The organism is Atopobium sp. oral taxon 810 str. F0209 (assembly GCF_000466405.1).
GTDB lineage: Bacteria > Actinomycetota > Coriobacteriia > Coriobacteriales > Atopobiaceae > Olegusella.
In genome coordinates this window covers 77,498-98,137 of record NZ_KE952949.1, presented here as the reverse complement: position 1 = coordinate 98,137, position 20,640 = coordinate 77,498, and the positions used below count along the sequence as shown (strand labels likewise).

The following is a 20,640-nucleotide window of genomic DNA, read 5'->3' as shown; positions in this document are numbered from 1 at the left end:
AACATGGGGTTCGGAGTATACCTCAAGGTCAGAAGTGCATCTGACCTGTGTCAATCTATGCATCCGTGTGTCCAACGACCTTAACGACGAGCGGTGGCTTCCACTTGATCTGCCAAAGCTGCAACAGCAGTTGCCCCACCAAGACCTTGAGCAGCGGTGCGCATCTGAGCGCGAGCATCGGCATCCGCGAGCAATCCTAACAGGCCATCGGCAAAGCTTTGCTCATCAATAGCCTCATCGATGTACATGAGAGCGGCCCCTACATCTACCAGCAAATGAGCATTGGTCTCCTGATGATTTTCTGTTGCAAAAGGATAAGGAACTAATACCGAGGGCACTGCAAGCGCTGCAATTTCTGCAATGGACGAAGCGCCTGCGCGAGATACGACAAGGTCAGCAGCTGCTAGTGCTCCTCCCATATCCTCTATGTACGGCAACAGTTGCCAGCGAGCCTTCTCCTCTGCAGTCAAATCCAAAGCAGCAAGCGTCTCGTCATAGTCCTTGGCACCTGTCGAGTGAATGATATAGAGATTATCCTGTGCTAGTAACTGTGTTTTGAGCTCAGCAATACGATGATTGAGGTGACGAGCACCTAGGCTACCGCCAAAGACTAAAAGTAGCGTGGCATCCTCAGGTATGCCAAAAGTAGCACGGCCTGCACGTCTACTCGCCTGCACTACAGCGCGACGCACGGGATTTCCCGTAAGCACCACTTGGGTCTGCTCGCCTGTTTTGCCCGCAAAGGCACCACGCGCTGCAGGGAACGACAAGCAGAGGCAAGACGCATGCTTGGCACAAAGTTTATTGGCAAGCCCTGGTACAGAATTTTGCTCATGGAGCACATAAGGTACGCCATGTGATGCGCACCAACGCAGCAAGGGCATCTCAATGTAGGCACCAAAGCCAATAGCAACATCGGGTATGCCTTTGTCAGCCACAATCTTGCCTACCGTACCCTCGGCCTTATGCATATGCCAAACTGCACTCAAGGCAGTCCAAGGACGACTGCGATCAAAACCCGTTACACAAATTGGTGCAAAATCAAAACCCGCTGCCGGCACTAGTTGAGCCTCAAGACGAGTTGACTGGCCAAAGAAAAGCACTTCATGACCGCGAGAAGCAAGTTCATCGGCAAGCGCCAGCGCAGGATTGATGTGGCCTGCAGTACCGCCCGCAGCAATAGCAATCTTGAGCTTATCTTCCACGTCGATCACTCCTTCTTTGACGAGCCGAATTATTGCGTTTGGGACGCAGGCGCTCCGCTGCATCCGGTCCCAGGTCTATTCTTCTGCGACCATATGCATCTTCGCTAATGCGACCACGATTTTGCAAATCTGTGTGATTGGCACGTGGCTGAGCAACAGGATTACCACTCCCACCCTCGTATACTTGAAAACGTGGACGAGCAGAGCTGGATGTAAGCGGCGTACTCTGCGTTAGAGGCGTACCTAACGGACGAACAGAACGTGGCACTGCTTCTCCAACCATACCGCTATCCTCATAACTCCGAGGCGCGCGACCGCGAGACGCAAGTGAGAAATCTTCACGACGACGATCAGACTCAGTCTCTTCCAGGCGTGAATGCAGAGCGACTGATGTCACCACGCCTACTGTCATCAATGTTGAAATAATCGAAGATCCGCCATAAGACAGGAACGGTACGGGCTTACCCGTCATGGGCATAATTGCCAAAACGCCACAGATATTAACGAAGAGCTGAATTACCATCATCGATACACTACCTGCAGCAATAAGCCTACCGGCAAGGTCAGGCGCATTGCGAGATATGCGCATACCTGCCCAAAAGATCACTGCAAAACCTGCAACTACACCCAAAGTGCCTACAAGACCACATTCTTCGCCTACCACAGCAAAAATAAAGTCGTTGTGGGCAAAGGGAAGATACGAGTATTTTTGCCTACTTGCTCCAATGCCGACGCCAAAAATACCGCCAGCCGCAAAGGCGTAAAAACCTTGGATAATCTGATACCCCGTAACAAGAGGATCAGACCAAGGGTTCAAGACCGTAAGAATACGCTGACGCGAATAAGCATCTTTCATTGAATAGGCAAAGAAAAATACGACGCCAACACCCGCAAGCATAACAAGGGGCTTGCCTGGTACGCCACTGAGATAGACCATAACCAGCAGTGTTGCCGCACAGATCATCGTCGTACCCTTATCAGGTTGAATAAGGATGAGCAACAAGGGCAGACCAATACCAACCACAGAAAGCCAAACAAATTTTTTAAAGGGAATAGAGTCATCCTCAAAGTATGCGTGCGCAAGATTGGCACCCGTCAGCACAATGACAATTTTTGCAAACTCGGACGGTTGAAATCTAAAACCAGCAATGGAAATCCAACGAGTAGCGCCATAAGAATCAGAGCCAGATGAGGTGAATTTAACAATAAGCAGCAACACTAAGGTAATGACCCAAAACACTGGCAGCAACTTAACGCCCCAAATGTGGTAATCAACCTTTGCAAGAAAGACCAAAATCACAAGTCCAATAGCGGCATACTTAAGCTGGCGCGAAACAAAAAAAGTAGTATCGTTGTTAAAGTTTTTACTCGTGAGCGCCATAATGGACGAGGCAGAATAAATCATCACCAAGCCAAAAAGAAAAAGCGCAAAGGATGCCACCAAAAACAGGGTCAAAGGTCGTACAAAACGCTCGGGGCATCCACTGATAGCCCGCTCGATTCTTCCTCTTTGACGCGAAGATGCGTCACGTCTACCGCTTCTATTCATGCTGCAAACCTCCTGCAGCAATGAGGCGGACTACAAGGTCCTTAAAGACACGCCCACGCTCTTCAAAACCAGAAAATTCATCAAAACTAGAGCAGGCGGGAGATAGCAAGATGGTCTGACCATCATGGGCAAGCTCCCAAGCGGTATCCACAGCATCAGCAAGATGTGCCACAGTCCGCAGATGCAGCGTCGAGTCTTTACTTACATGTGCACGGATAGTCTTTGCAAAACGCGGTCCTGCTTCGCCAAAACAAACAACGCCAGCACAGGTTTTGACTACAAGTTTGCTCAGTTCATCAAGATTAGTGCCCTTGTCATGGCCACCAAGTAGCAACACCAACGAGCCTGGTTTGAAAGCTGCCAACGCTTTTTCTGTGGCATCAACATTGGTAGCCTTGGAATCATTCACAAAGTGAACGCCCTTAAGCTCACCACAGGGTTCAATACGGTGCTCAAGCGGATGGAAGCTTTTTAAGCAACGATTAACAGCTTCAGCATCAATGCCCAACTCAAGTGCTGCAGCCGCAGCAGCAAGTGCATCAGCAAGATTATGCTCACCTTTTATCTGCAATTCGTCGGCACGCACCAAAAGGTACTCAGTACCGTCTAGGCGAACTACTAACTGCCCCGCTCGCACAAAAGCAGCACAAGAACTACCTGCATCACGTGCAGGATTAAGCAGACAAACCCGCAGATTGCGAGCCTGTAGACGCTCTGCAATAGCACAGCACCACGCATCGGTATCAGAGATGATAGCGAGGTCATCTGCCTCAAGATTGGCAAAGATGCGCTCTTTGGCAGCGGCGTAGTTTTCAATCGACTTATGCCAAGCGATATGATCAGGCGTTACATTCAGCAGCATCGCAACACGAGGATGCAAAGTCTTGCTACAGGCCAATTGAAAACTCGAAAGCTCTGCCACAAACCATTCATCGTCAGCTCGCCCTGCAAGTGCTTTGGTCGCAAGAAAGCCAATATTGCCTACCGACGTTGCCCTAAGCTGACCTTCGTGCAAAATCGCAGTCGTCAAGCTAGTTGTGGTGGTCTTGCCATTAGTACCTGTGATAGCAATCCAATTGCGTGGCGATTCACACCAGGCAAACTCGGGCTCAGAAATAATCTCCTTGCTGCAGTTTTTGGCTGCCACAAAAAAAGGGGAAAATTCAGAAATACCAGGAGAAGCAATGCAGAGATCATAGTTGCCCTCCACTGCTTCGCAGCCCAGCACGCAGTGAACACCTTGCGCCGTTAAAGCCTCACTTGCATCACCTTTAGCAGAACTTGCCCCACCATAAAGTGTGACAGACAAGACGCGACCGCCCAACAAAGCCGCACAATAACGCGCGACATACTCGCCAGTCATCCCCATTCCGAGGACGAGCACATGACCCAGAATAGTTTGGCTTTCTGTCATCTTGCAAGACTCCCCCAGCAACTAGCAGACGCTTAAAACCGCGTCTCTTACAAGTTCTTTTTTTCTCTACTCTGCCCTAGCGAAGCTGGAAGTACAGAGCAAAACCAAGCGCTGCAAAAGCAGCAGACACAATCCAAAAACGAATGACAACTTTGGTCTCCGACCAGCCCTTCTTTTCAAAATGGTGATGAAGAGGAGCCATCAAAAAGACACGCTTTCCCGTCAGTTTGAAGGACGCAACCTGAATCATGACTGAAAGTGCCTCAACGATAAAGAGACCTCCCATGACCAGCGAGCTCACCTCGGTTTTGGTAAGTACCGCAAGAGCTGCAAAAGCGGCACCTAGACCTAAAGAACCTGTATCACCCATAAAAATCTGAGCAGGATAGCAGTTATACCAGAGAAAACCAACAATAGCGCCAGCAAGAGACCCTGCAAAAACGGCAAGATTTGCTTCATCATATGAAAAAGCAACCAGCGCCATAATCAAAAAAACAACCATCGAACAGCCACCAGCCAGGCCATCCAGACCATCGGTAAGATTGACCGCATTGGACAGACCAGCCATAAGCAAGAATACAAAGATAAGGTAGAGCCAAGGGAAATGAACCCATTTACCAAAAATCAAAAAATGAGAAGTCAATACCCCTAAATCAATGGTAAAACCGCCTGGAAATTCCACTGTAGGACGCACATAACAAAAATTCACCGCAAGGGTACAAAAACCCAGTGAAATCAAAGCTAACCCAAGCATCTTTTGGCCGGGAGTCAAACCGAGCGAGCGTTTGTGAGCCACTGACTCAATATCATCAAGCAGACCCAAAGAGCCTGTAAGCAAAGTTGCAATTACAGCAAGCTTGAGACCAGGCGTCCAATGCGCCTGAATAGCTGTCGCTACTAAGGCAGCAAGCAAAATAATAATGCCGCCCATCGTTGGAGTGCCCTGTTTGACAAGATGGGTTCCAGGACCGTCAGCACGAATTTGCTGTCCTACATGTTCGTGATGCATCAGCTTGATAAAGAACGGCATGAGCACTATAGAAACCACTGCGGCAATAGCAGTTGCTAAAAAGATTCGGTAACTAGGGTATGCAGGACTGCCAAACATTAGGCAAGTACTCCTTTCACAAACGCATCAAGGCCTGCCGAACGCGAGGCTTTCACCAAAACAAGGTCTTTGGCATTAAGGATAGGCTTGATAGTGGTAAGCGCGGCTGCTGCATCAGAAAAAGATTCCATACGGTCATCAGAAAACCCCATAACGAGCGCCGCTTCGCGCATAAGGGCTGCATCTTTTGTACCAACCCACACAATAAGGTCAGGTTTTTTCGCCGCTGCATAACAGCCCACGTACTCATGAAGACGGGCAGATTCAACGCCCATCTCCCCCATCTCGCCCAACACTGCAATACGCCTGCCGGTGCAAGGAAGAGATGCAAGTACATCGAGAGCAGCTGCCATTGAGGTGGGACTAGCATTGTAGGAGTCATCAATAAGACGGGGCTGCTCGCCACCGCCAACTACCTCAAGGCGCATATGAGAAGCAGACATGTGCTCCATAGCAGAGCAGACCCTATCTCTATTGGCACCTAAGCGCTCGGCAATAGCAAGAGCAAGGAGATAATCAGAAACAACCGCCGCGCCAGGGACCTGCAACTTGCTGTGGCGTATAGCGCCATCGGGGAAGCTCACATCAAACTCAGGACGCCCCAACTCGTCAAGAGCAATGGAGCTGCAGCTCAAGGTGCTCTGCTCGCCTACACCAACATAGCTCGTCTCAACTGCTGCAGGACGGCAAAACTCTTCTTCAATAAAGGGGGCAAAATCATTGTCGCTGGTCATAACCAAACAAGATTGCACGTCACCGATTGATACATGCTGCAGCACGGCGCTGGGCCGGAGACCTTCGATAATTTCTGCTTTGGCGCGTGCAATATTTTCGCGGCTACCCAACAGGCCAATGTGACTCGTACCAACATTGGTAATCAAAGCAACAGTTGGACGCGCTACTTTGGTAAGACGCGAAAGCTCGCCTTTGTGATTCATGCCCATCTCACAAACCACAACTTCATCGCTGGGATCAGCCGAAAGCAAGGTGAGGGGCAGGCCAATCAGATTATTAAAGTTGCCTGCAGTAGCATGTGTCTTCCAACAAGCACCGAGACCCGCTGCTAGCAAATCTTTGGTAGTGGTTTTACCTACCGAGCCCGTTACGCCTACAACAGCCCATTGGGGGTTGCGAAGACGCCACGCCTCGGCCAGACGTAGCATAAATTCTGTAGGGTCATCATCCGCAACGCGCAGGAGCGCACAGGAGGCACTCTGAGCTGCAGCCACAAGATCGAATGTAGGTTCACGTGTCAAAGCGATAGCAGCAGCGCCTGCTTTTACTGCAGATGCAGCAAAATCATTGCCATCAACATGCTCACCAGGAAAGCAAACCAAAAGCATCCCCGCCGCTACGCGGCGCGAATCTGTTTCTACTGCTGTGACCTGCTTGTCTGTATCTCCACACACTATAGTTGCAGCAGTTGCAGCCGCAATATCTGCAACGTTCAAATCTAGCATCGGCACTCCTTGCGCTATTCATCACTCGCCGGTCTGACTCCCATGTCAGAAAGTGCTTCACTCATGATAGCCGAGAATGCAGGTCCTGCTGCGGAGCCGTGATATCCCGTACCGTTAAGACCTACATAGACCAAAACTCGAGGGTCACTAGCATTTGCAAAACCGATAAGGGAAGACACAAAACTATCAGGCTTGTAGCCAGATCCATCTTCGGTCACCTGCTGGCCTGTACCCGTTTTTGCTGCGACATCGTAACCTTCAACATCACCATCCATTGCTGTGCCTTCATCGACAACGGTACGCATGATATCGGTCACCATGGCACAAGTCTTGGATGAGACAGATTTGCCATGACTCTTCCACTCCACCTCTTTGTCATCTTTGGTCTTGAGAAAATGAGGAGTATAGAGCGTGCCGCCGTTGGCAACAGAGCCCACCGCCTCAACCATTTGCACCATAGGAATGGCAAGACCTTGACCAAAGGCCATATTGCCCAGAGTAGAGCCGTCGTATTGCTTCATTGTTTTCACAATGCCTTTGGTTTCACCGGGATAGTCAATACCAGTTTTATGGCCAATATGGAAATCATCAACACCTTGCGAGAAACGCTTGGGACCGATGACCTGCTGACCAATGAGAGCCATACCAGTATTAGACGAGCGACGCATAATCTCGCGGAGACTCATGGTCATTGTATAGTCACGGTTATCGACATCGGTAACATAATTGTCGCCTACCTTGACCTCAGCAGGCACTGTCCAGGTACTTGTGTCTTCCATTAACTTGTTATCAACACCGATAGCAGCGGTAAGAACTTTAAAAATCGAACCCGGCTCGTATGAGCTAGTGACTGGACGCAAGGTATAGGCTGCAGCTTCTGCCTCCGAAAGGTCCGTCAAATCAAGAAGGGGTGTCGAGCAAGCAGCAAGGATTTCCCCCGTTGTCGGATCGGTCACCATAACCGAGCCAGAATCAGCGGTATAGGTCTTGACTGCCTCAGTAATTTGTTCTTCGGCAACCTGCTGGATATTGATATCAAGACCAATCATGATGTCAGCACCATTTTTGGCAGGCGTAATCTCGGCAGTAGCACCTGCAATGGGCTCGCCATACAGGCCGCGCTCCATAATCATCTCACCATCGCTGCCATGCAGAATGTCTTCATAGTAAAGTTCAAGGCCTGAAAGACCTTCCCCATCTACGCCGACAACACCAAGTACCTGACTCGCCACCCCTTTGTAGGGATAGACACGTTTAGTGTCATCGAGAAAGTAAATGCCTGTGAGCTTGTTTTTTTTAAGTTCGGTCTGAAGCTCTTTTGCAAGCTTGGTATCAACCTGACGACGCACATAGACAAAACTCGCATCTTGGCGCAGTTTGGGAATATAGTCCGAAGACATGCCGCCAAACACCTTTGCCAACGCACGAGCAGCTTTGCGTACATCAGATATTTCTTTAGGATTGGCATAGATGGTTTTGCAGTCTTCGCTCACCGCAAGCACATTACCATTGCGATCGTAGATAGTGCCGCGCTTGGCATGCAGTGCAATGGTATTGGTACGCTGCGCCTTGCCTGTAGCCGCAAGCTTGGGAGCATCAATCACTTGCAAAATAAGTAGACGCGCGGCAACCACAATAGCCACCGCTAAAAACCAGCGAAAGATAATAGCAAAGCCATAATCGGTCGCACCCTGACCTTGCGATCCAAAGCGCTGGCGACGCTTTTCTTCACGATTGCGGCGAGCCTCATCATAAGAGGCTCCGGGTACATCCCCGAAGCCTCGACCCCTCGAGCGGGCCATCTTAGGACTCGACTTTACTCGAGGCTTCAGAGATTGCGCTGCTTGTATCTGTGCTTTTGTGATCAAGCCTGATGGTATCCACATCGCTGGCGTATACCATGCCGTAATTCTGAGTTGCAATCGCAATAATACGTTGTGAGGAAGACTCTACTGAACGTTCAATCTCAAGTTTAGCATTCATGTTTTGCAAACTCTCAACCTTGCTCCGCAAGCCTAAACTAGCCTGAAGTGAATTCACCGTTGCCGCAGATAGAGCTACACGAAATGCTCCCACAATAACAACGGCAAGCACCACAATGGCAACCATGCGCACACGAGAGATGAATGTAGAATCGACTCCCTGACGGGCACGAGCGTCGAGACCACCACCTTCGTAAACCTCGAAGGAGGGGGCAGCAACTGGTGCGCCGTAGGGGCGCGCACTACGTACTTGTGCGCCTTCGAGACGAAGTGCCTCGGCCCCCTCATAAACCATTGTTCTGCTTCCTATCTGAGAGCTTCAGCTCTCCATCGTTTGTGTTGCGGTAGTACTTCATTGGTACTGCGTTGGTAGTGCGTTTAAGCTTCGTTCTACTTTGTGCTGTTGCGTAGTACTTCATTTATGCTGCGATAGTGCAATAACACCTTGCAAGACGACCCGAGGGTCGGAGTTGCTATACCTTGCCCTTCTCGTCGAGCTTGAGAGCGGCTCTAAGAAGCGCGCTTCTTGCCCTCGCGTTCTGGGCAACCTCCTCGTCAGTGGCGATGAGGGGCTTGCGGGTCGTGACTTTGAGTATCGGCACGTAAGTCGAAATCGGAATATCAGGCGGCGTGTTGTCATGTGAGTACTCGGCAAACACATGCTTGACGATACGATCCTCAAGTGAGTGATACGAAATCACACAGATGCGGCCACCAGGATTAGCCCAACGAACTGCCGCGCGCAGGCCCTGCTCGAGTGCATCCAGTTCATGATTTACCTCGATGCGCAACGCTTGGAAGGTCTTACGCGCAGGATGTCCACCACTGCGGCGCGCTGCTGCAGGAATTGCTGACTTGATAACATCTACCAGCTGAAGCGTCGTCTCAATTGGCGCCTGTTCCCTCCGTTTGCAAATCTCGTGAGCAATACGTTTGGCAAAGCGTTCGTCCCCATATACGCGGAGGATCCGGGCGAGGTCGGATTCGTTTGTAGTGTTGATGACCTCTGCTGCGTTTTTTGGATTGTTTTCCGGATCCATGCGCATATCAAGTGGTGCGTCCTCGTGGTAGCTAAAGCCACGCTCGGGAACGTCAAGTTGCGGAGAAGAAACTCCCAAGTCAAAGAGGAAACAATCTACTCCGGGAACTCCAGCTTTAAGCAGCAAGCTATCCATCTCGTCAAAGTTGCCCTTGAGAAAGATGCGCTCAGCTTCCGGCACCTCAGTATCAAAGCGCTCGGTTGCTGCAGCAAGTGCTGCATCATCCTGATCGATGCCAATTGAAAGTCCATCAGGTGCAATACGCTCGGCAAGCTTGACACTATGCCCTGCTCCCCCAAGCGTGCAATCACAAACTACATCCCCTGCTTTGGGATCAAGCACGGCGAGGACTTCGTTTAGCATCACGGGTACGTGTCGATATTCTTCTGTCAAAACCTTCACTCCTTCAGCGGCAAAACATACAACCTTGGATTAGCCAAAGAGATATGCTTCAAATTCCTCGTCCTCTGCATCCGCCTGCAACTGATCCCAACGGGCAGCATCCCAAATCTCGAAGTGATCGCCGTTACCAGCAATCACAACCTCGCGCTTTAGACCAAGACGTTCGCGGTCGTGCTCGCTCGACTTGCCCACGCTAATGCGGCCAGCGGCATCAATGTCGACCTCAACAGCATGAGAATTGAGCGCACGGGCACGACGGGCGTCGGCGCTTTTGGGATCGCTCGCGTTGGGGCAGACGCCGGTGACCCAGCTGACATAGCCCTCAAGAGTGAATCCGTACAATGCGCCCTGAACGGGAACGAGCTTGATTTTGCCGTCAGGAAAATCGCGGCGATAGTCAGCCTGAAGGGTCAGACGGCACTTGGAATCAAGGTTTGCACGCTTGGAACCAGTGAGATACATCTGAGCCTCCCTTCTAACACGTCACTGTTCTTCTCAACAACAAACACTCGCCCCAAAAAGGGCCGTGGCAATACTATAGAGGGAATTAGCGACACTTTTCGACACAATTAGACATTTTTATGCCGAAAGCTACTAAAGCGCCCCGAACGGCAAAAATGCCGTCGGGAAATTGAGAATTAGTGTCAGTCACATCCTGCGCTTTCTTAAAAAGAAAGTACTTTCAATTTTTTAAACCACTATATGTAGTGGAATGCATTTGTGATAACCACAAGAAATTCAATGCAAAATTTATTTTTCTCAATGTGGAGATTTAATGGTGTACCTGTAACCGTTCTCACATTTTGTGCCCAGCCACGCATTATGCACCGTCGCAGCCAGCTCCGCCGTGCACCCTTCCAGCTGTACCTTCCCATAGGCGGTTCACAAAACACCCTTTTGCCCACAACGGGTTCAATAAGCGCCCTTTTCCCTGCAGGCGGTTCAATAAACACCCTCGCGCCATTTTTTATCTGGGGTTTCTCCACACACTTGGTACGCTTTTGAACCTTCTGTGGAAAACGTTATGCATCGGGTTCAAGAAGCACCTTTTTACCTGCAGGCGGTTCAATAAGCACCCTTCTGCTTGCATCGGGTTCAAGATGCACCCTCGGAAGAAAATTTACCTGCACTTTCTCGAGCTGTTTGGTACGGTTTTGAACCGTCTGCATTAAATGGAAGACAACGGGTTCATAAAGCACCCTTTATCGAATGATGAGCACGTTTTTTGTGAGTGCGCTTTTGTGAAGCAGAAATTGTGTGAAGCAGAGCGGCGCTATTGCACCGCCATAAAGCCATAGTACAGCTCAAAAAAACTAGCTAATATGCGCTCGAGGGTGAGCCTCAAGATACACTTCGCGCAGATGAGTACGGTCGACATGGGTATATAGCTGCGTCGTCGAAACCGACGCATGTCCCAGCAACTCCTGCACAACGCGCAAGTCCGCACCACCTTCCAACAAATGCGTTGCAAAGCTGTGACGCAATGTATGCGGATGCAAACCATGACGCTTTCCATCAACACCTTCGGGAGTCGGAATGCCTGCACGCTCCCCCGCCTCTGCCACTATCGAAAACACCGCCTGGCGCGTAATGCGCGTTCCTCTTGTAGAGAGAAAAATGGCATCTCCACTGCGATTACCCTCCAGCACGGGACGTCCATCCTGCAAATAGCGCACAAGCGCTCGTGCAGCTGCTCCCATAATGGGAACAACGCGTTCCTTTGAACCCTTGCCAAAGACACGCAGCAGCTCATCATCCAGAAAGACTGTCCGCCGGTCGAGTCCGCAGAGTTCCGAGACACGCAAACCACAACCATATAGCAGCTCAAGCATTGCTTTGTCACGCAGACCACAGGCAACTCGTTTGCGGAAACGCAAAGACTCTTCCTTCTCGCCTGGACGTGGTGTCACCTCAAAGTTTTGCTCATCTAAAAGACGTGCCATGCGCTCGCGCGACACCACATCGGGTAGGTGAAGTGGAGCCTTAGGTGCAGGTAGATCTGCTGTCGGCAATGTTTCACAAATTTGATCAGCCACCATAAAGCGGTGAAAGCTACGGATGGCCGATACGGCTCGATCAATGGAACGCGCTGCATAGCCCTCATCTGAAAGCGTAGCAATATAGGTCTCCACATCTGCACGTTTAACAGAATCCGGAGCCGTGATGTTTTGCTTGGCAAGATAGTCGACATAGCGCTGCAAGTCACGACCATAGGAGGCAGTAGTATTGCGTGAGCTTCCCTGCTCAATAGTGAGATAGCCCAAAAAATCATCTCGAGCTTGATCAAGATTCATTGCTGGATTACTACCTCCCTACAATGGTAGTGGCTAATCTCTGATGTAAGTCTTTATAAAATTAATGATGACCCCGATCCCATGTCATCGTTCTACATCGTCAGACGAACCTATCTGCCAGACAACACAATATAGGAGATAACATCAGCAGCAAAGACAATGAGTCCTAAGCAAACAAAAAGCTTGGCTGTGCCACGCTCCCCCTCAGCATTTTTCATCCATGCGTCTTCAAAGACTGAGAGGGCAAATAATGTTCCTATAACAAGACCGAATAGATTAGAGTCTACGATACCTCTCCAAGTCAAATATCCCACAATAAGGAGTATCACGGTATCAACGACAATGACTACGGGCCATGAAAAAATTCTCTTTTTTGCTTCTACATCTTGAGCAGTCATAGCGTGCCTTTACTTTTGAGCAAACCTAAAGCGTGTATGCACCGCTTGTAATAGCTATATATTGATACAAGTTATTAAATCTAGGCCTAACTTTTTATTAATATTTCCTTCACGTAATCAAGGTCTTCGCCTAACACTCAGCTCTAGGCTAATAATTACAAATCGTTTTAGTTATATTTACAAATAGCAGGCTGGTATTTCCTATTTAAATGGTAGGCGGCCTGCAACTGCCGGAATAGCTTATCGAGGATATATATGACAGCCATAACCACCAGCCAGCTTCTTAGTTCGCAAAATAATAGTTCAGCGCAAGACCGCCTGCTACCTGTCTTTGGTGCAGACGGGCTCGCAAAACTTAGCGGCGCCTGTGTAATGGTGATAGGACTAGGCGGCGTGGGTTCCAGCTGCGTGGAAGCACTTGCGCGTGGTGGCATCGGACATCTTATTTTGGTCGACCGCGACGTTGTTGAACCCAGCAATATCAATCGACAAGCGCTCGCTTTCCATTCCACAATTGGCATGGCCAAGACCGACGCAATGCGTCAAATGATTGCCGACATCAACCCTGCCTGCAAGGTTGAGACACACCATCTTTTTGTCACACGGGATAATCTGCCCGAGCTTTTTGAACCCTACCTTGGCAAGCTCGATTATGTTATCGACGCAATTGATACCATCTCGCAAAAACTCGAGCTAGCGTATCTTGTGCAAAAACTCGAACGTGAAGGACGGGGCTTTCCCCTGGTAGCCGCTACAGGAGCTGCCAACAAAGTCCGCCCTGAGCTGCTGCAATTTGCCGATATTAGCCAGACACATACCTGCCCGCTCTGTAAAGACTTGCGCAAGCTTTGTCGCAAACGCGGAGTCAAAAAGCTTGAGGTGCTTTTCTCAACTGAAGTGCCGCTCAATCGTGTAAAAGGTACTGCCGCAGGTGAGCGTTCTCCTCTAGGAACCGCATCATTTATGCCACCCATCATGGGTCAGATGCTCGCGGGACATGTGATTTGTCGTATTGCTAGTATTAAGGGTGGACCTGATGCTGGAGTCGGCGGCGCAGGTGCGGGAAAGTAAAAAAGATGAAGAGTTCTTCTGCCGACATATTCGATTTGCCTATCCCTTTGTATGACATGCATTGCCATCTAGATTTTTGCGCCAATATCCCAGATACCACACGCAAACTTAAACAGCGCAACATAGCAGGAGGCTTCTGCTGCATGGTTACGCCCGAGCGCCACACAGAGGTCACCCAGATACTTGCAGGAACCGATTGGTCTGCGGGCGTAGGTCTCCATCCGTGGTGGGCTAGTCAATGCAAGGAAGCAGAGCTACGCGCCGCAGAAGATCTGCTTACAAAAAAACCGTGTTTGGTCGCAGAGGTGGGGTTGGATTTTGGGGCTGCTCACCTGGGTTCTAAGGATGCTCAGATTGCAGCATTTGACCGTCTTGCACACCATATCCAGCCAGGCTCAATCTTGTCTATTCATGGGGTTCGTTCGGTAGATACCGTGTTAGATATTTTGGAAGAGACGGATGTAGTACGCAGTTGTGTTTGCATCATACACTGGTTTTCTGCAAGCAGTCCCGAACTCACACGAGCCGTACGCGCAGGTTGTCTTTTTTCAATAGGCAAACTTATGCTCGCCTCCAAGCGCGGGCGCGAATATGCACGCCAGTTGCCTGCTGAGCGACTGTTACTTGAAACTGATTATCCTCCGAGAGACGATGCGGCAAACGCGGTACATATTGCACAGAGCATGTCTGATGCGCTACATCAAGCGCTACTGCAGCTTGCAAATATACGTAAGGTTGAACCTACTATATTGGCAGAGCAAGTTTCCAAGCGTAGTCAGCAACTTATTGCAACGCTACGTTAGTGCGCTGCTTCCTTCCTTTATAAAGTTTCAAGCAATCCCACACTTATCGCTACATTGCGCTAGCGCGCTGCTTCCTCAAGCATTTCGCGGGCATGCGCAAGAGACGCTGCTGTTTCATCACCCGAAAGCATACGGGCAATCTCATAAACGCGCTCTTCGCCAGTGATTTGTTCGATGGTCGTCTCGGGCACATTCCCATCGGACTTGGACACCAAATAATGACGTGTAGCAAGGACTGCCACTTGTGCGAGGTGAGTCACAACAATTACCTGATGGCTTTTGCCCAAGCGCGCAAGCATCTGTGCCAGTGCTACGGCAGTAGCACCGCCAACACCAGCATCCACCTCATCAAAGACAAGCGTGTCGCTAACGTCCGTCTCACCTTGTACCACCTTGATGGCAAGCATCACGCGACTTACCTCACCACCCGAAGCAATACGCCTAAGGGGTCGCGCGGTAAGACCTGCAGCAGGGCGATACATCAATGTTACGCGGCTAGGCCCTTCGCTACTCCACTGCGAGCGCGGCAAGCGTTCTACAGCCAACTCTATTGAGGCACTGCCCATCTGTAAAAAGGTCATTTGCTCGCTTACTTCTCGAGCAAAGCGAGGTCCTGCCTCCTGGCGCAACGCATCGAGCGCGTCTGCCTTTTGAGCAAGTGTGGCCTCAGCTGCAGCCAACGCCGCCTCCGCTCTACGCAGAGCTTCTCCTCCATCAGCTGCTGCCGCCACAATACGCGACGCGCGTTCGCGACGTTCAAGCACGTCTTGTATACCAGGGCCATAGCTGCGCATGAGACCACGCAGACTTGCCATACGACTTTGCATTTGATCAAGCTCGACAGGATTAAAGTCCACCGAATCGCGATAATCACGCAACTCACGCGACGCATCCTCAATTTCGATCAGTGCGTTTTCAAGAGTGTCTGCGAGCTGGGCGAGCTGCTTGTCATAGCGCGCACCCTCGCGCAGATTTGATATGGCATCAGAAAGCTGATCTTCCGCACCATTATCGCCCGTCAGCGCCCGATGTGCCGTCGAAGCGGCGCCCATCAACGCTTCAGCATGCTCAAAGCGCGGCAACTGCTCTTCGAGCTCCTCGTACTCACCCTCGTGAGGGTCAACCGCATTGATGCGATTAAGCGTAAACTGCGCTTCATCTAATCGCTCAGTCGCGTTGCGCCCATCTTCGCGCACACGCTCGAGCTCGCGCGACACCGCGCGCGCATGTGCTAATGCCTCACCATATGCATCCCGAGCTTCATACGCTGCGTTCCCAATCCAGCCATCAAGCATTGCGGCGTGACTTGACTGACTAATAAGCCGTTGATGCTCATGCTGCCCACACAAATCAATTGAACTACCAACTTGCTCAGCAAGCTCACGCACCGAAGCCATATGCCCATCAATATCTACACGACCCCGGCCTCCAGCCTCAACACGCCGACGCACAATCATGCCATCAGGATCACCATCGGCAAGAAAAAGACGAGCTTCTACAACAAGGGCATCCGCGCCTTCACGTACTGCTCCCGCATCGGCGCGCTCACCCATCAGCAACTTTATTGAAGAAAGTAGAGCAGACTTACCTGTACCCGTCTCGCCAGTAAGTACCGTAAGCCCTGTTGCAGCCGGGTTGATTGTTGCATCTTTTATTAGCGCCACATCACGCGCACGCAACTCATCAATCATGTTTATTGTCCTGCTTTACCATAAAAAACGCGTGAAACCGACTCGTAAAAACTCCTAGAACTATGGTCAAGAAGAATAATATCCGAAGGACCGCGGCGCACAGTCGCTTTGATGCCGCGATGTTTACCATCACCAATAGGCTGACCGTCAGCATAAAAGAGACGGTCTGCGTTGCGCTCATCACTGATAGTAATCTCAACAACATCAGACGGCGAGGTAAGAAATGCACGCGCCATCAGCGTATGAGGAGCAACTGGCACACAAACCATGCCTTTGAACTCGGGCGTTACGATGGGACCACCCGCCGCGAGCGCATAGCCTGTCGAACCCGTCGCTGTTGACACAACAAAACCGTCGCCACGTAGGCGGTCGATATGGTGACCTGAGACCGCCACATCAAAGACAATCATGTCACCACGCGCGCCATGCGTGAGCGCCATATCATTAAGCGCAAAATGATGTTCCATACATGTAGAGTCATCTTCCTGCTCAAACTCAACTTCGATGTCGAGAGTTGCTCGTTTGGAAGCGTGCAGTTCTCCCACCAGTGCTGCTTCCACCAGTTTGAACATCTCGTCTGGCTCACCGCAAGTAAGAAAACCCAAGTGACCGTAGGAAATACCCATGATAGGGATCTCCTGATAGCCTACGAGACGCGCCGCACGCAGAAGCGTGCCATCGCCACCCAACGAGACTACAAGGTTGACATCTTCTGTATCAGCCGGTGCATTGGGGAAGAGCTTTTTATCAGGAGCCCATGCAACCTCAACGTTCTGCTCTTCCAGCCACTCGGCGAGTTGACGAGCACCCTCCGCTGCGGCTTCCCGTGAATAATTGGGGACAAAAAGGACTTTCACATCGGCTCCATTCAACGCAGTTTTGGCAACAAGCGAGTAGTGCGCACTCGTTTTCACCGTTCTGCGAAAACGTTTCAACTTATCTGCAGTGTATCACCCACCAGCCTTTGCGCGTCCCGCGCCCCATCCTCTTTCGCAAAAGTGTCTTTTTGATCCCACCTCCAATGCTGGGTACCGCCACCTAAAAGGGCACATGATTTCCTTCCCCGCCGCCATCGCCGCCGCCCTAAAGGTTTCCAATTCTCTGCTGCCAACAGAAAAGGATTCACGATTCATTGAACGAGAAAATTGGGACCTTTTCGGGCTGGGTTCGCAGCGCACCGAAAGTTAGCGTGAAAGCTTGGGAGTTTTTTCGGAAATGAAAGGCGACATCAAACGCAAGATACTAGCGGCTACGAGTACCGTACAGGAGATACTCGATGTTGCCTTTACGCCCAGTAATGGGACTTTCACAGCTACCCACCACACAAAGACCTGCTTGGCTAAAAGCGTCAGCTATCTTTTGTACGGTGGCAAGACGAACAGCGGGGTCTCGGACAATACCACCTTCGCCTACATCCTCGCGCGGAGCCTCAAACTGCGGCTTTACCAGAGTCAAAAAAGCAGCCGTGGGTTTAAGCAGGGCCATCACGGCAGGCAAAATTGTCTCAACAGAGGTAAAGGACACATCGCATACAGCAAGGTCAATGGTGGAACAACGCTCAGGAGTCGCTACATCCACGATATTAGTACCCTCAAGCAGGGTCACGCGCGGGTCGTTGCGCAACGCCCAAGAAAACTCAGCACGACCTACATCCACCGAAAGCACAGTTGCCGCGCCATGCTGCAATAAGCAATCAGTAAAACCACCTGTAGAGCAGCCCACATCAAGACAAGCAAACCCGGTAGGGTCGACACCAAAATAGGCCAGACCATGTTCCAGCTTGAGGCCACCACGTGACACATAAAAAAGTGCCCCGCGTACATGCAAAAAAATGCCTGGTTTAACTTGGTCTCCAGGGTGCTCTAGCCGCTTATGAGAAGTAGAGACACGTCCCTCAAGTACCGCTGCAGCAGCCTCGGTTTGACTCGAAAAAAATCCCTGTTCTACCAGTTCAAGATCGAGACGCCTACGTACCATTACAGCTAATCCTGCGAAGAAGGACTCTGCTCAACTGAAGCATCAACATTAGAAGAAACGTCCTCTGTGGCCTTGGCTGCCTCTTCCTGAAGGCGCGCTTCTTCTGTAGGAGACAGCTCAGTCACATCGACCATCTCGACTGCTGCCGAACCCAAAGCAATTGCCTCATCAAATAAGTCAAGTGAACGCTCGAGGGAAGTATCCTTATCGCGCACAGATCCGATAATTCCGTCTAAACGGTCACAAATCTGGTCGAAACTACGATACTGTGAAATATCGGGCTTTGCCATTAGAGCTCTCCTCCGCTGGTGACTACATCCCCATCGGCACCCTCAAAGACCTCGACTGCGGTCTGTCTATCAAGAGCATCTGCATCCCCAGCTTCGTTACCTGCAGCTTCGCTCTCCCAGCCAAAGCCCGATGCAGACGACGCCTTACGCGATGTGAGCTCTGCGCGTGACAACTCAACAGGATCTTCTCCTGCTTCAAGCTGATCGGCAACACGACCTAAAATACCATTCACAAAACGCGGAGTCTCATCGGTGCCATATGCTTTTGCCAACTCGACGCATTCATCAATGGCAACAGCAATATCAACTTCCTTAACGTAGAGCATTTCGTAGATAGCAATGCGCAACAAGTTGCGGTCAACCAACGGCATACGCTCCACAGGCCAAGCTGCAGAACGTGCTGAAATAACAGTATCAAGCTCGCGCAGAGAGTCCTCAACGCCCAAGGCCAACTCACGACCAAAATCATCCAGGGGACCCTTCTCAAGACAAGGTCCCTGAGTTAGGACGTCCTCAACACTACGATCACGCAACTCAGCTTGAAAAAGCAACTGCAGCGCTTGAGAGCGGGCGAGGCTACGTCCGACAAAAGATCCATTTTTTAGCACGAGAGGCTACTCCTTGGGAAAGACAATGCTATCGATGCACACATCCACAGCGTCAACCTGAACGCCCATCTGCTCTTGGACTGCCAGCTCAACAGCCTCACGTACAGAAGCAGCTAGCTGGGTGAATGGATAGCCATACAAAACAGTTAGATGCACAGTGGCGTGCAGCTTACCATCAACAACCTCAGCATCCACTGGGTCATTTTCGGGCGTTGCAGAACCCGTAGCAAAGAAGGACGACACCAAATTAGAAGCGGTGGCCTTCTGGCCCACAGAAGCAACGCCTTCGACCTTCTCGGCCGCAGCTGCCACAATGGATGACACGACCGTGCGCGAGATGCCGATACCTTCGATGTTCAGCTCTGAGCTAGACATGTGAGATCCTTTCGGACGCGCCGCGGACAAGCCGCCTACGGCTGTGAACAAACAATTCAAATGTGCACCAACGCCTATACCAACGTCACATCAACTATAAACGTCAGCGCACAATCAAACGCAAAAACTAAACGCGCTGGACAAACTTGCCCGTACGCGTATCAACCTTAACACGCTCGCCTTGGTTGATATACATAGGCACCTGAATAGTGGCACCTGTCTCGATGGTAGCAGGCTTAGTACCACCCTGAACAGTGTCGCCCTTAAAACCAGGATCAGTCTGAGTAATCTCGGCCTCAATAAACATGGGAGGCTGGACACCAAGAAGCTCGGTATCAGCGTAGAGCAGCTGACAAGTGTCGTTTTCCTTGAGCCACTGAGCATTATCGCCAATGTAGCTGGGATCAACGGTTACCTGATCGTAGGTCTCGTTGTCCATAAAAACATAGTTGATGCCATCATTGTAGAGATACTGCATCTCATGGGTAATAAGCTGGACACTCTCAAACTTGCTGCCTGCATTGCAGGTCTGGTTGTTTAGAGTCTTGCCAGACTGCAAATCCTTGAGGGTGTAGCGCACAAAAGCACCGCCCTTACCAGGCTTGACATGCTGAAACTCAACAAGAGTGTAGTAGTGATTGTTGAGATAAATACCCATGCCATTGCGAAAATCTGCGGTGCTAATAGTTGTTGTAGCCACTGGTGCTGCCCTTCTTTGTTACAGCCTGCCTACCTGCGACAGGCAACTCGCATACGTGCTAACTATACGCCAAGAAACGCAGCACAAAAAGCCTGAGTCGCGCTTTTACACATCTTGACTAGTTTGCCAGCCCGAGGTTACGTAGGCAAATCAGCACATCTCTTCATCCGAGGCACTATCCGCTGCGTATTGTCCCATGCCTATTGTCAAAAGCCACACTTCATTTCACGCCAGATGCCAAACGCCACATATCGTTTCAACTGTCGCAGTCCT

The 20,640-nt window shown here is 50.6% G+C and carries 21 protein-coding genes; 3 read left to right on the top strand and 18 right to left on the bottom strand.

Translation table 11 applies throughout. From position 1 onward, the window contains the following. Positions 1-80: 80 nt before the first annotated feature. From HMPREF9069_RS04650 to HMPREF9069_RS04595, 11 genes are all read right to left on the bottom strand, one after another. Positions 81-1,205 (bottom strand): UDP-N-acetylglucosamine--N-acetylmuramyl-(pentapeptide) pyrophosphoryl-undecaprenol N-acetylglucosamine transferase, encoded by a 1,125-nt coding sequence (locus HMPREF9069_RS04650; RefSeq protein WP_035438481.1) that lies wholly within the window; start codon positions 1,203-1,205, stop codon positions 81-83. Further along, positions 1,195-2,754, bottom strand: a complete 1,560-nt coding sequence (locus HMPREF9069_RS04645) for an FtsW/RodA/SpoVE family cell cycle protein (protein WP_021626011.1) — start codon at positions 2,752-2,754, stop codon at positions 1,195-1,197. The genes HMPREF9069_RS04650 and HMPREF9069_RS04645 overlap by 11 nt, the downstream gene beginning before the upstream one ends. Further along, on the bottom strand, positions 2,747-4,168 hold the full coding sequence (gene murD, locus HMPREF9069_RS04640) for a UDP-N-acetylmuramoyl-L-alanine--D-glutamate ligase (protein WP_021626010.1): 1,422 nt from the start codon (positions 4,166-4,168) through the stop codon (positions 2,747-2,749). The genes HMPREF9069_RS04645 and murD overlap by 8 nt, the downstream gene beginning before the upstream one ends. Before the next feature lie 76 nt (positions 4,169-4,244). Further along, positions 4,245-5,276 (bottom strand): phospho-N-acetylmuramoyl-pentapeptide-transferase, encoded by a 1,032-nt coding sequence (gene mraY / locus HMPREF9069_RS04635; RefSeq protein WP_021626009.1) that lies wholly within the window; start codon positions 5,274-5,276, stop codon positions 4,245-4,247. After that, on the bottom strand, positions 5,276-6,736 hold the full coding sequence (locus HMPREF9069_RS04630) for a UDP-N-acetylmuramoyl-tripeptide--D-alanyl-D-alanine ligase (protein WP_021626008.1): 1,461 nt from the start codon (positions 6,734-6,736) through the stop codon (positions 5,276-5,278). The genes mraY and HMPREF9069_RS04630 overlap by 1 nt, the downstream gene beginning before the upstream one ends. A gap of 14 nt (positions 6,737-6,750) precedes the next feature. After that, a complete protein-coding gene (locus HMPREF9069_RS04625) occupies positions 6,751-8,538 on the bottom strand; it encodes a peptidoglycan D,D-transpeptidase FtsI family protein (RefSeq protein ID WP_021626007.1) in 1,788 nt (595 codons plus the stop codon). A gap of 1 nt (position 8,539) precedes the next feature. After that, positions 8,540-9,013, bottom strand: coding sequence for an FtsB/FtsL family cell division protein (locus HMPREF9069_RS04620; RefSeq protein ID WP_021626006.1), 474 nt, complete (start codon positions 9,011-9,013; stop codon positions 8,540-8,542). A gap of 178 nt (positions 9,014-9,191) precedes the next feature. Beyond that, positions 9,192-10,151 carry a 16S rRNA (cytosine(1402)-N(4))-methyltransferase RsmH gene (gene rsmH / locus HMPREF9069_RS04615; protein WP_084170328.1) on the bottom strand — a complete coding sequence of 320 codons (960 nt, stop codon included), beginning with the start codon at positions 10,149-10,151 and terminating at the stop codon, positions 9,192-9,194. A gap of 39 nt (positions 10,152-10,190) precedes the next feature. After that, positions 10,191-10,622 carry a division/cell wall cluster transcriptional repressor MraZ gene (locus HMPREF9069_RS04610; RefSeq protein ID WP_021626003.1) on the bottom strand — a complete coding sequence of 144 codons (432 nt, stop codon included), beginning with the start codon at positions 10,620-10,622 and terminating at the stop codon, positions 10,191-10,193. 851 nt (positions 10,623-11,473) lie between these two features. After that, the gene (locus HMPREF9069_RS04600; protein WP_021626000.1) at positions 11,474-12,454 is read right to left on the bottom strand and encodes a site-specific tyrosine recombinase; all 981 of its coding nucleotides are present in this window, start codon (positions 12,452-12,454) and stop codon (positions 11,474-11,476) included. Between the two features lie 110 nt (positions 12,455-12,564). Continuing rightward, entirely contained in the window at positions 12,565-12,852 is a 288-nt protein-coding gene (locus tag HMPREF9069_RS04595; protein ID WP_021625999.1) for a hypothetical protein, read from the bottom strand. Positions 12,853-13,107: 255 nt separating this feature from the next. Between HMPREF9069_RS04595 and HMPREF9069_RS04590 the strand changes: the two genes are divergently transcribed. Both HMPREF9069_RS04590 and HMPREF9069_RS04585 read left to right on the top strand, forming a co-directional pair. Next, positions 13,108-13,923 (top strand): tRNA threonylcarbamoyladenosine dehydratase, encoded by an 816-nt coding sequence (locus HMPREF9069_RS04590; RefSeq protein ID WP_021625998.1) that lies wholly within the window; start codon positions 13,108-13,110, stop codon positions 13,921-13,923. Between the two features lie 5 nt (positions 13,924-13,928). Then, positions 13,929-14,726, top strand: a complete 798-nt coding sequence (locus HMPREF9069_RS04585; RefSeq protein ID WP_021625997.1) for a TatD family hydrolase — start codon at positions 13,929-13,931, stop codon at positions 14,724-14,726. A 59-nt stretch (positions 14,727-14,785) separates the two neighbouring features. Here HMPREF9069_RS04585 and HMPREF9069_RS04580 read toward each other — a convergent pair whose 3' ends face one another. Continuing rightward, positions 14,786-16,417 (bottom strand): DNA repair protein RecN, encoded by a 1,632-nt coding sequence (locus tag HMPREF9069_RS04580; RefSeq protein WP_021625996.1) that lies wholly within the window; start codon positions 16,415-16,417, stop codon positions 14,786-14,788. Between the two features lie 2 nt (positions 16,418-16,419). Next, on the bottom strand, positions 16,420-17,274 hold the full coding sequence (locus HMPREF9069_RS04575; protein ID WP_035438480.1) for an NAD(+)/NADH kinase: 855 nt from the start codon (positions 17,272-17,274) through the stop codon (positions 16,420-16,422). A gap of 193 nt (positions 17,275-17,467) precedes the next feature. Between HMPREF9069_RS04575 and HMPREF9069_RS09575 the strand changes: the two genes are divergently transcribed. After that, a complete protein-coding gene (locus HMPREF9069_RS09575; protein WP_021625994.1) occupies positions 17,468-17,605 on the top strand; it encodes a hypothetical protein in 138 nt (45 codons plus the stop codon). A 54-nt stretch (positions 17,606-17,659) separates the two neighbouring features. On the opposite strand, the gene HMPREF9069_RS04570 is transcribed toward HMPREF9069_RS09575, so the two are convergent. The 5 genes from HMPREF9069_RS04570 to efp form a co-directional block, all read right to left on the bottom strand. Beyond that, positions 17,660-18,394 carry a TlyA family RNA methyltransferase gene (locus HMPREF9069_RS04570; protein WP_021625993.1) on the bottom strand — a complete coding sequence of 245 codons (735 nt, stop codon included), beginning with the start codon at positions 18,392-18,394 and terminating at the stop codon, positions 17,660-17,662. 5 nt (positions 18,395-18,399) lie between these two features. Continuing rightward, the gene (locus HMPREF9069_RS04565; RefSeq protein ID WP_021625992.1) at positions 18,400-18,684 is read right to left on the bottom strand and encodes a hypothetical protein; all 285 of its coding nucleotides are present in this window, start codon (positions 18,682-18,684) and stop codon (positions 18,400-18,402) included. Continuing rightward, positions 18,684-19,292: a transcription antitermination factor NusB gene (gene nusB / locus HMPREF9069_RS04560; protein WP_021625991.1), complete on the bottom strand. Its 609-nt coding sequence runs from the start codon at positions 19,290-19,292 to the stop codon at positions 18,684-18,686. Before nusB ends, HMPREF9069_RS04565 begins: the two co-directional genes overlap by 1 nt. Before the next feature lie 6 nt (positions 19,293-19,298). Next, entirely contained in the window at positions 19,299-19,667 is a 369-nt protein-coding gene (locus HMPREF9069_RS04555) for an Asp23/Gls24 family envelope stress response protein (RefSeq protein WP_021625990.1), read from the bottom strand. Positions 19,668-19,794: 127 nt separating this feature from the next. Then, the gene (gene efp, locus HMPREF9069_RS04550) at positions 19,795-20,367 is read right to left on the bottom strand and encodes an elongation factor P (RefSeq protein ID WP_035438479.1); all 573 of its coding nucleotides are present in this window, start codon (positions 20,365-20,367) and stop codon (positions 19,795-19,797) included. Positions 20,368-20,640: the final 273 nt, after the last annotated feature.

Excerpts from the sequence above, each read along its gene's own strand:
- HMPREF9069_RS04645 (WP_021626011.1), bottom strand. The coding sequence starts at position 2,754 with ATGAATAGAAGCGGTAGACGTGACGCATCTTCGCGTCAAAGAGGAAGA.
- murD (WP_021626010.1), bottom strand. The coding sequence starts at position 4,168 with ATGACAGAAAGCCAAACTATTCTGGGTCATGTGCTCGTCCTCGGAATG.
- mraY (WP_021626009.1), bottom strand. The coding sequence starts at position 5,276 with ATGTTTGGCAGTCCTGCATACCCTAGTTACCGAATCTTTTTAGCAACT.
- HMPREF9069_RS04630 (WP_021626008.1), bottom strand. The coding sequence starts at position 6,736 with ATGCTAGATTTGAACGTTGCAGATATTGCGGCTGCAACTGCTGCAACT.
- HMPREF9069_RS04625 (WP_021626007.1), bottom strand. The coding sequence starts at position 8,538 with ATGGCCCGCTCGAGGGGTCGAGGCTTCGGGGATGTACCCGGAGCCTCT.
- HMPREF9069_RS04620 (WP_021626006.1), bottom strand. The coding sequence starts at position 9,013 with ATGGTTTATGAGGGGGCCGAGGCACTTCGTCTCGAAGGCGCACAAGTA.
- HMPREF9069_RS04610 (WP_021626003.1), bottom strand. The coding sequence starts at position 10,622 with ATGTATCTCACTGGTTCCAAGCGTGCAAACCTTGATTCCAAGTGCCGT.
- HMPREF9069_RS04600 (WP_021626000.1), bottom strand. The coding sequence starts at position 12,454 with ATGAATCTTGATCAAGCTCGAGATGATTTTTTGGGCTATCTCACTATT.
- HMPREF9069_RS04595 (WP_021625999.1), bottom strand. The coding sequence starts at position 12,852 with ATGACTGCTCAAGATGTAGAAGCAAAAAAGAGAATTTTTTCATGGCCC.
- HMPREF9069_RS04590 (WP_021625998.1), top strand. The coding sequence starts at position 13,108 with ATGACAGCCATAACCACCAGCCAGCTTCTTAGTTCGCAAAATAATAGT.
- HMPREF9069_RS04585 (WP_021625997.1), top strand. The coding sequence starts at position 13,929 with ATGAAGAGTTCTTCTGCCGACATATTCGATTTGCCTATCCCTTTGTAT.
- HMPREF9069_RS04580 (WP_021625996.1), bottom strand. The coding sequence starts at position 16,417 with ATGATTGATGAGTTGCGTGCGCGTGATGTGGCGCTAATAAAAGATGCA.
- HMPREF9069_RS09575 (WP_021625994.1), top strand. The coding sequence starts at position 17,468 with ATGATTTCCTTCCCCGCCGCCATCGCCGCCGCCCTAAAGGTTTCCAAT.
- HMPREF9069_RS04570 (WP_021625993.1), bottom strand. The coding sequence starts at position 18,394 with ATGGTACGTAGGCGTCTCGATCTTGAACTGGTAGAACAGGGATTTTTT.
- HMPREF9069_RS04565 (WP_021625992.1), bottom strand. The coding sequence starts at position 18,684 with ATGGCAAAGCCCGATATTTCACAGTATCGTAGTTTCGACCAGATTTGT.
- HMPREF9069_RS04555 (WP_021625990.1), bottom strand. The coding sequence starts at position 19,667 with ATGTCTAGCTCAGAGCTGAACATCGAAGGTATCGGCATCTCGCGCACG.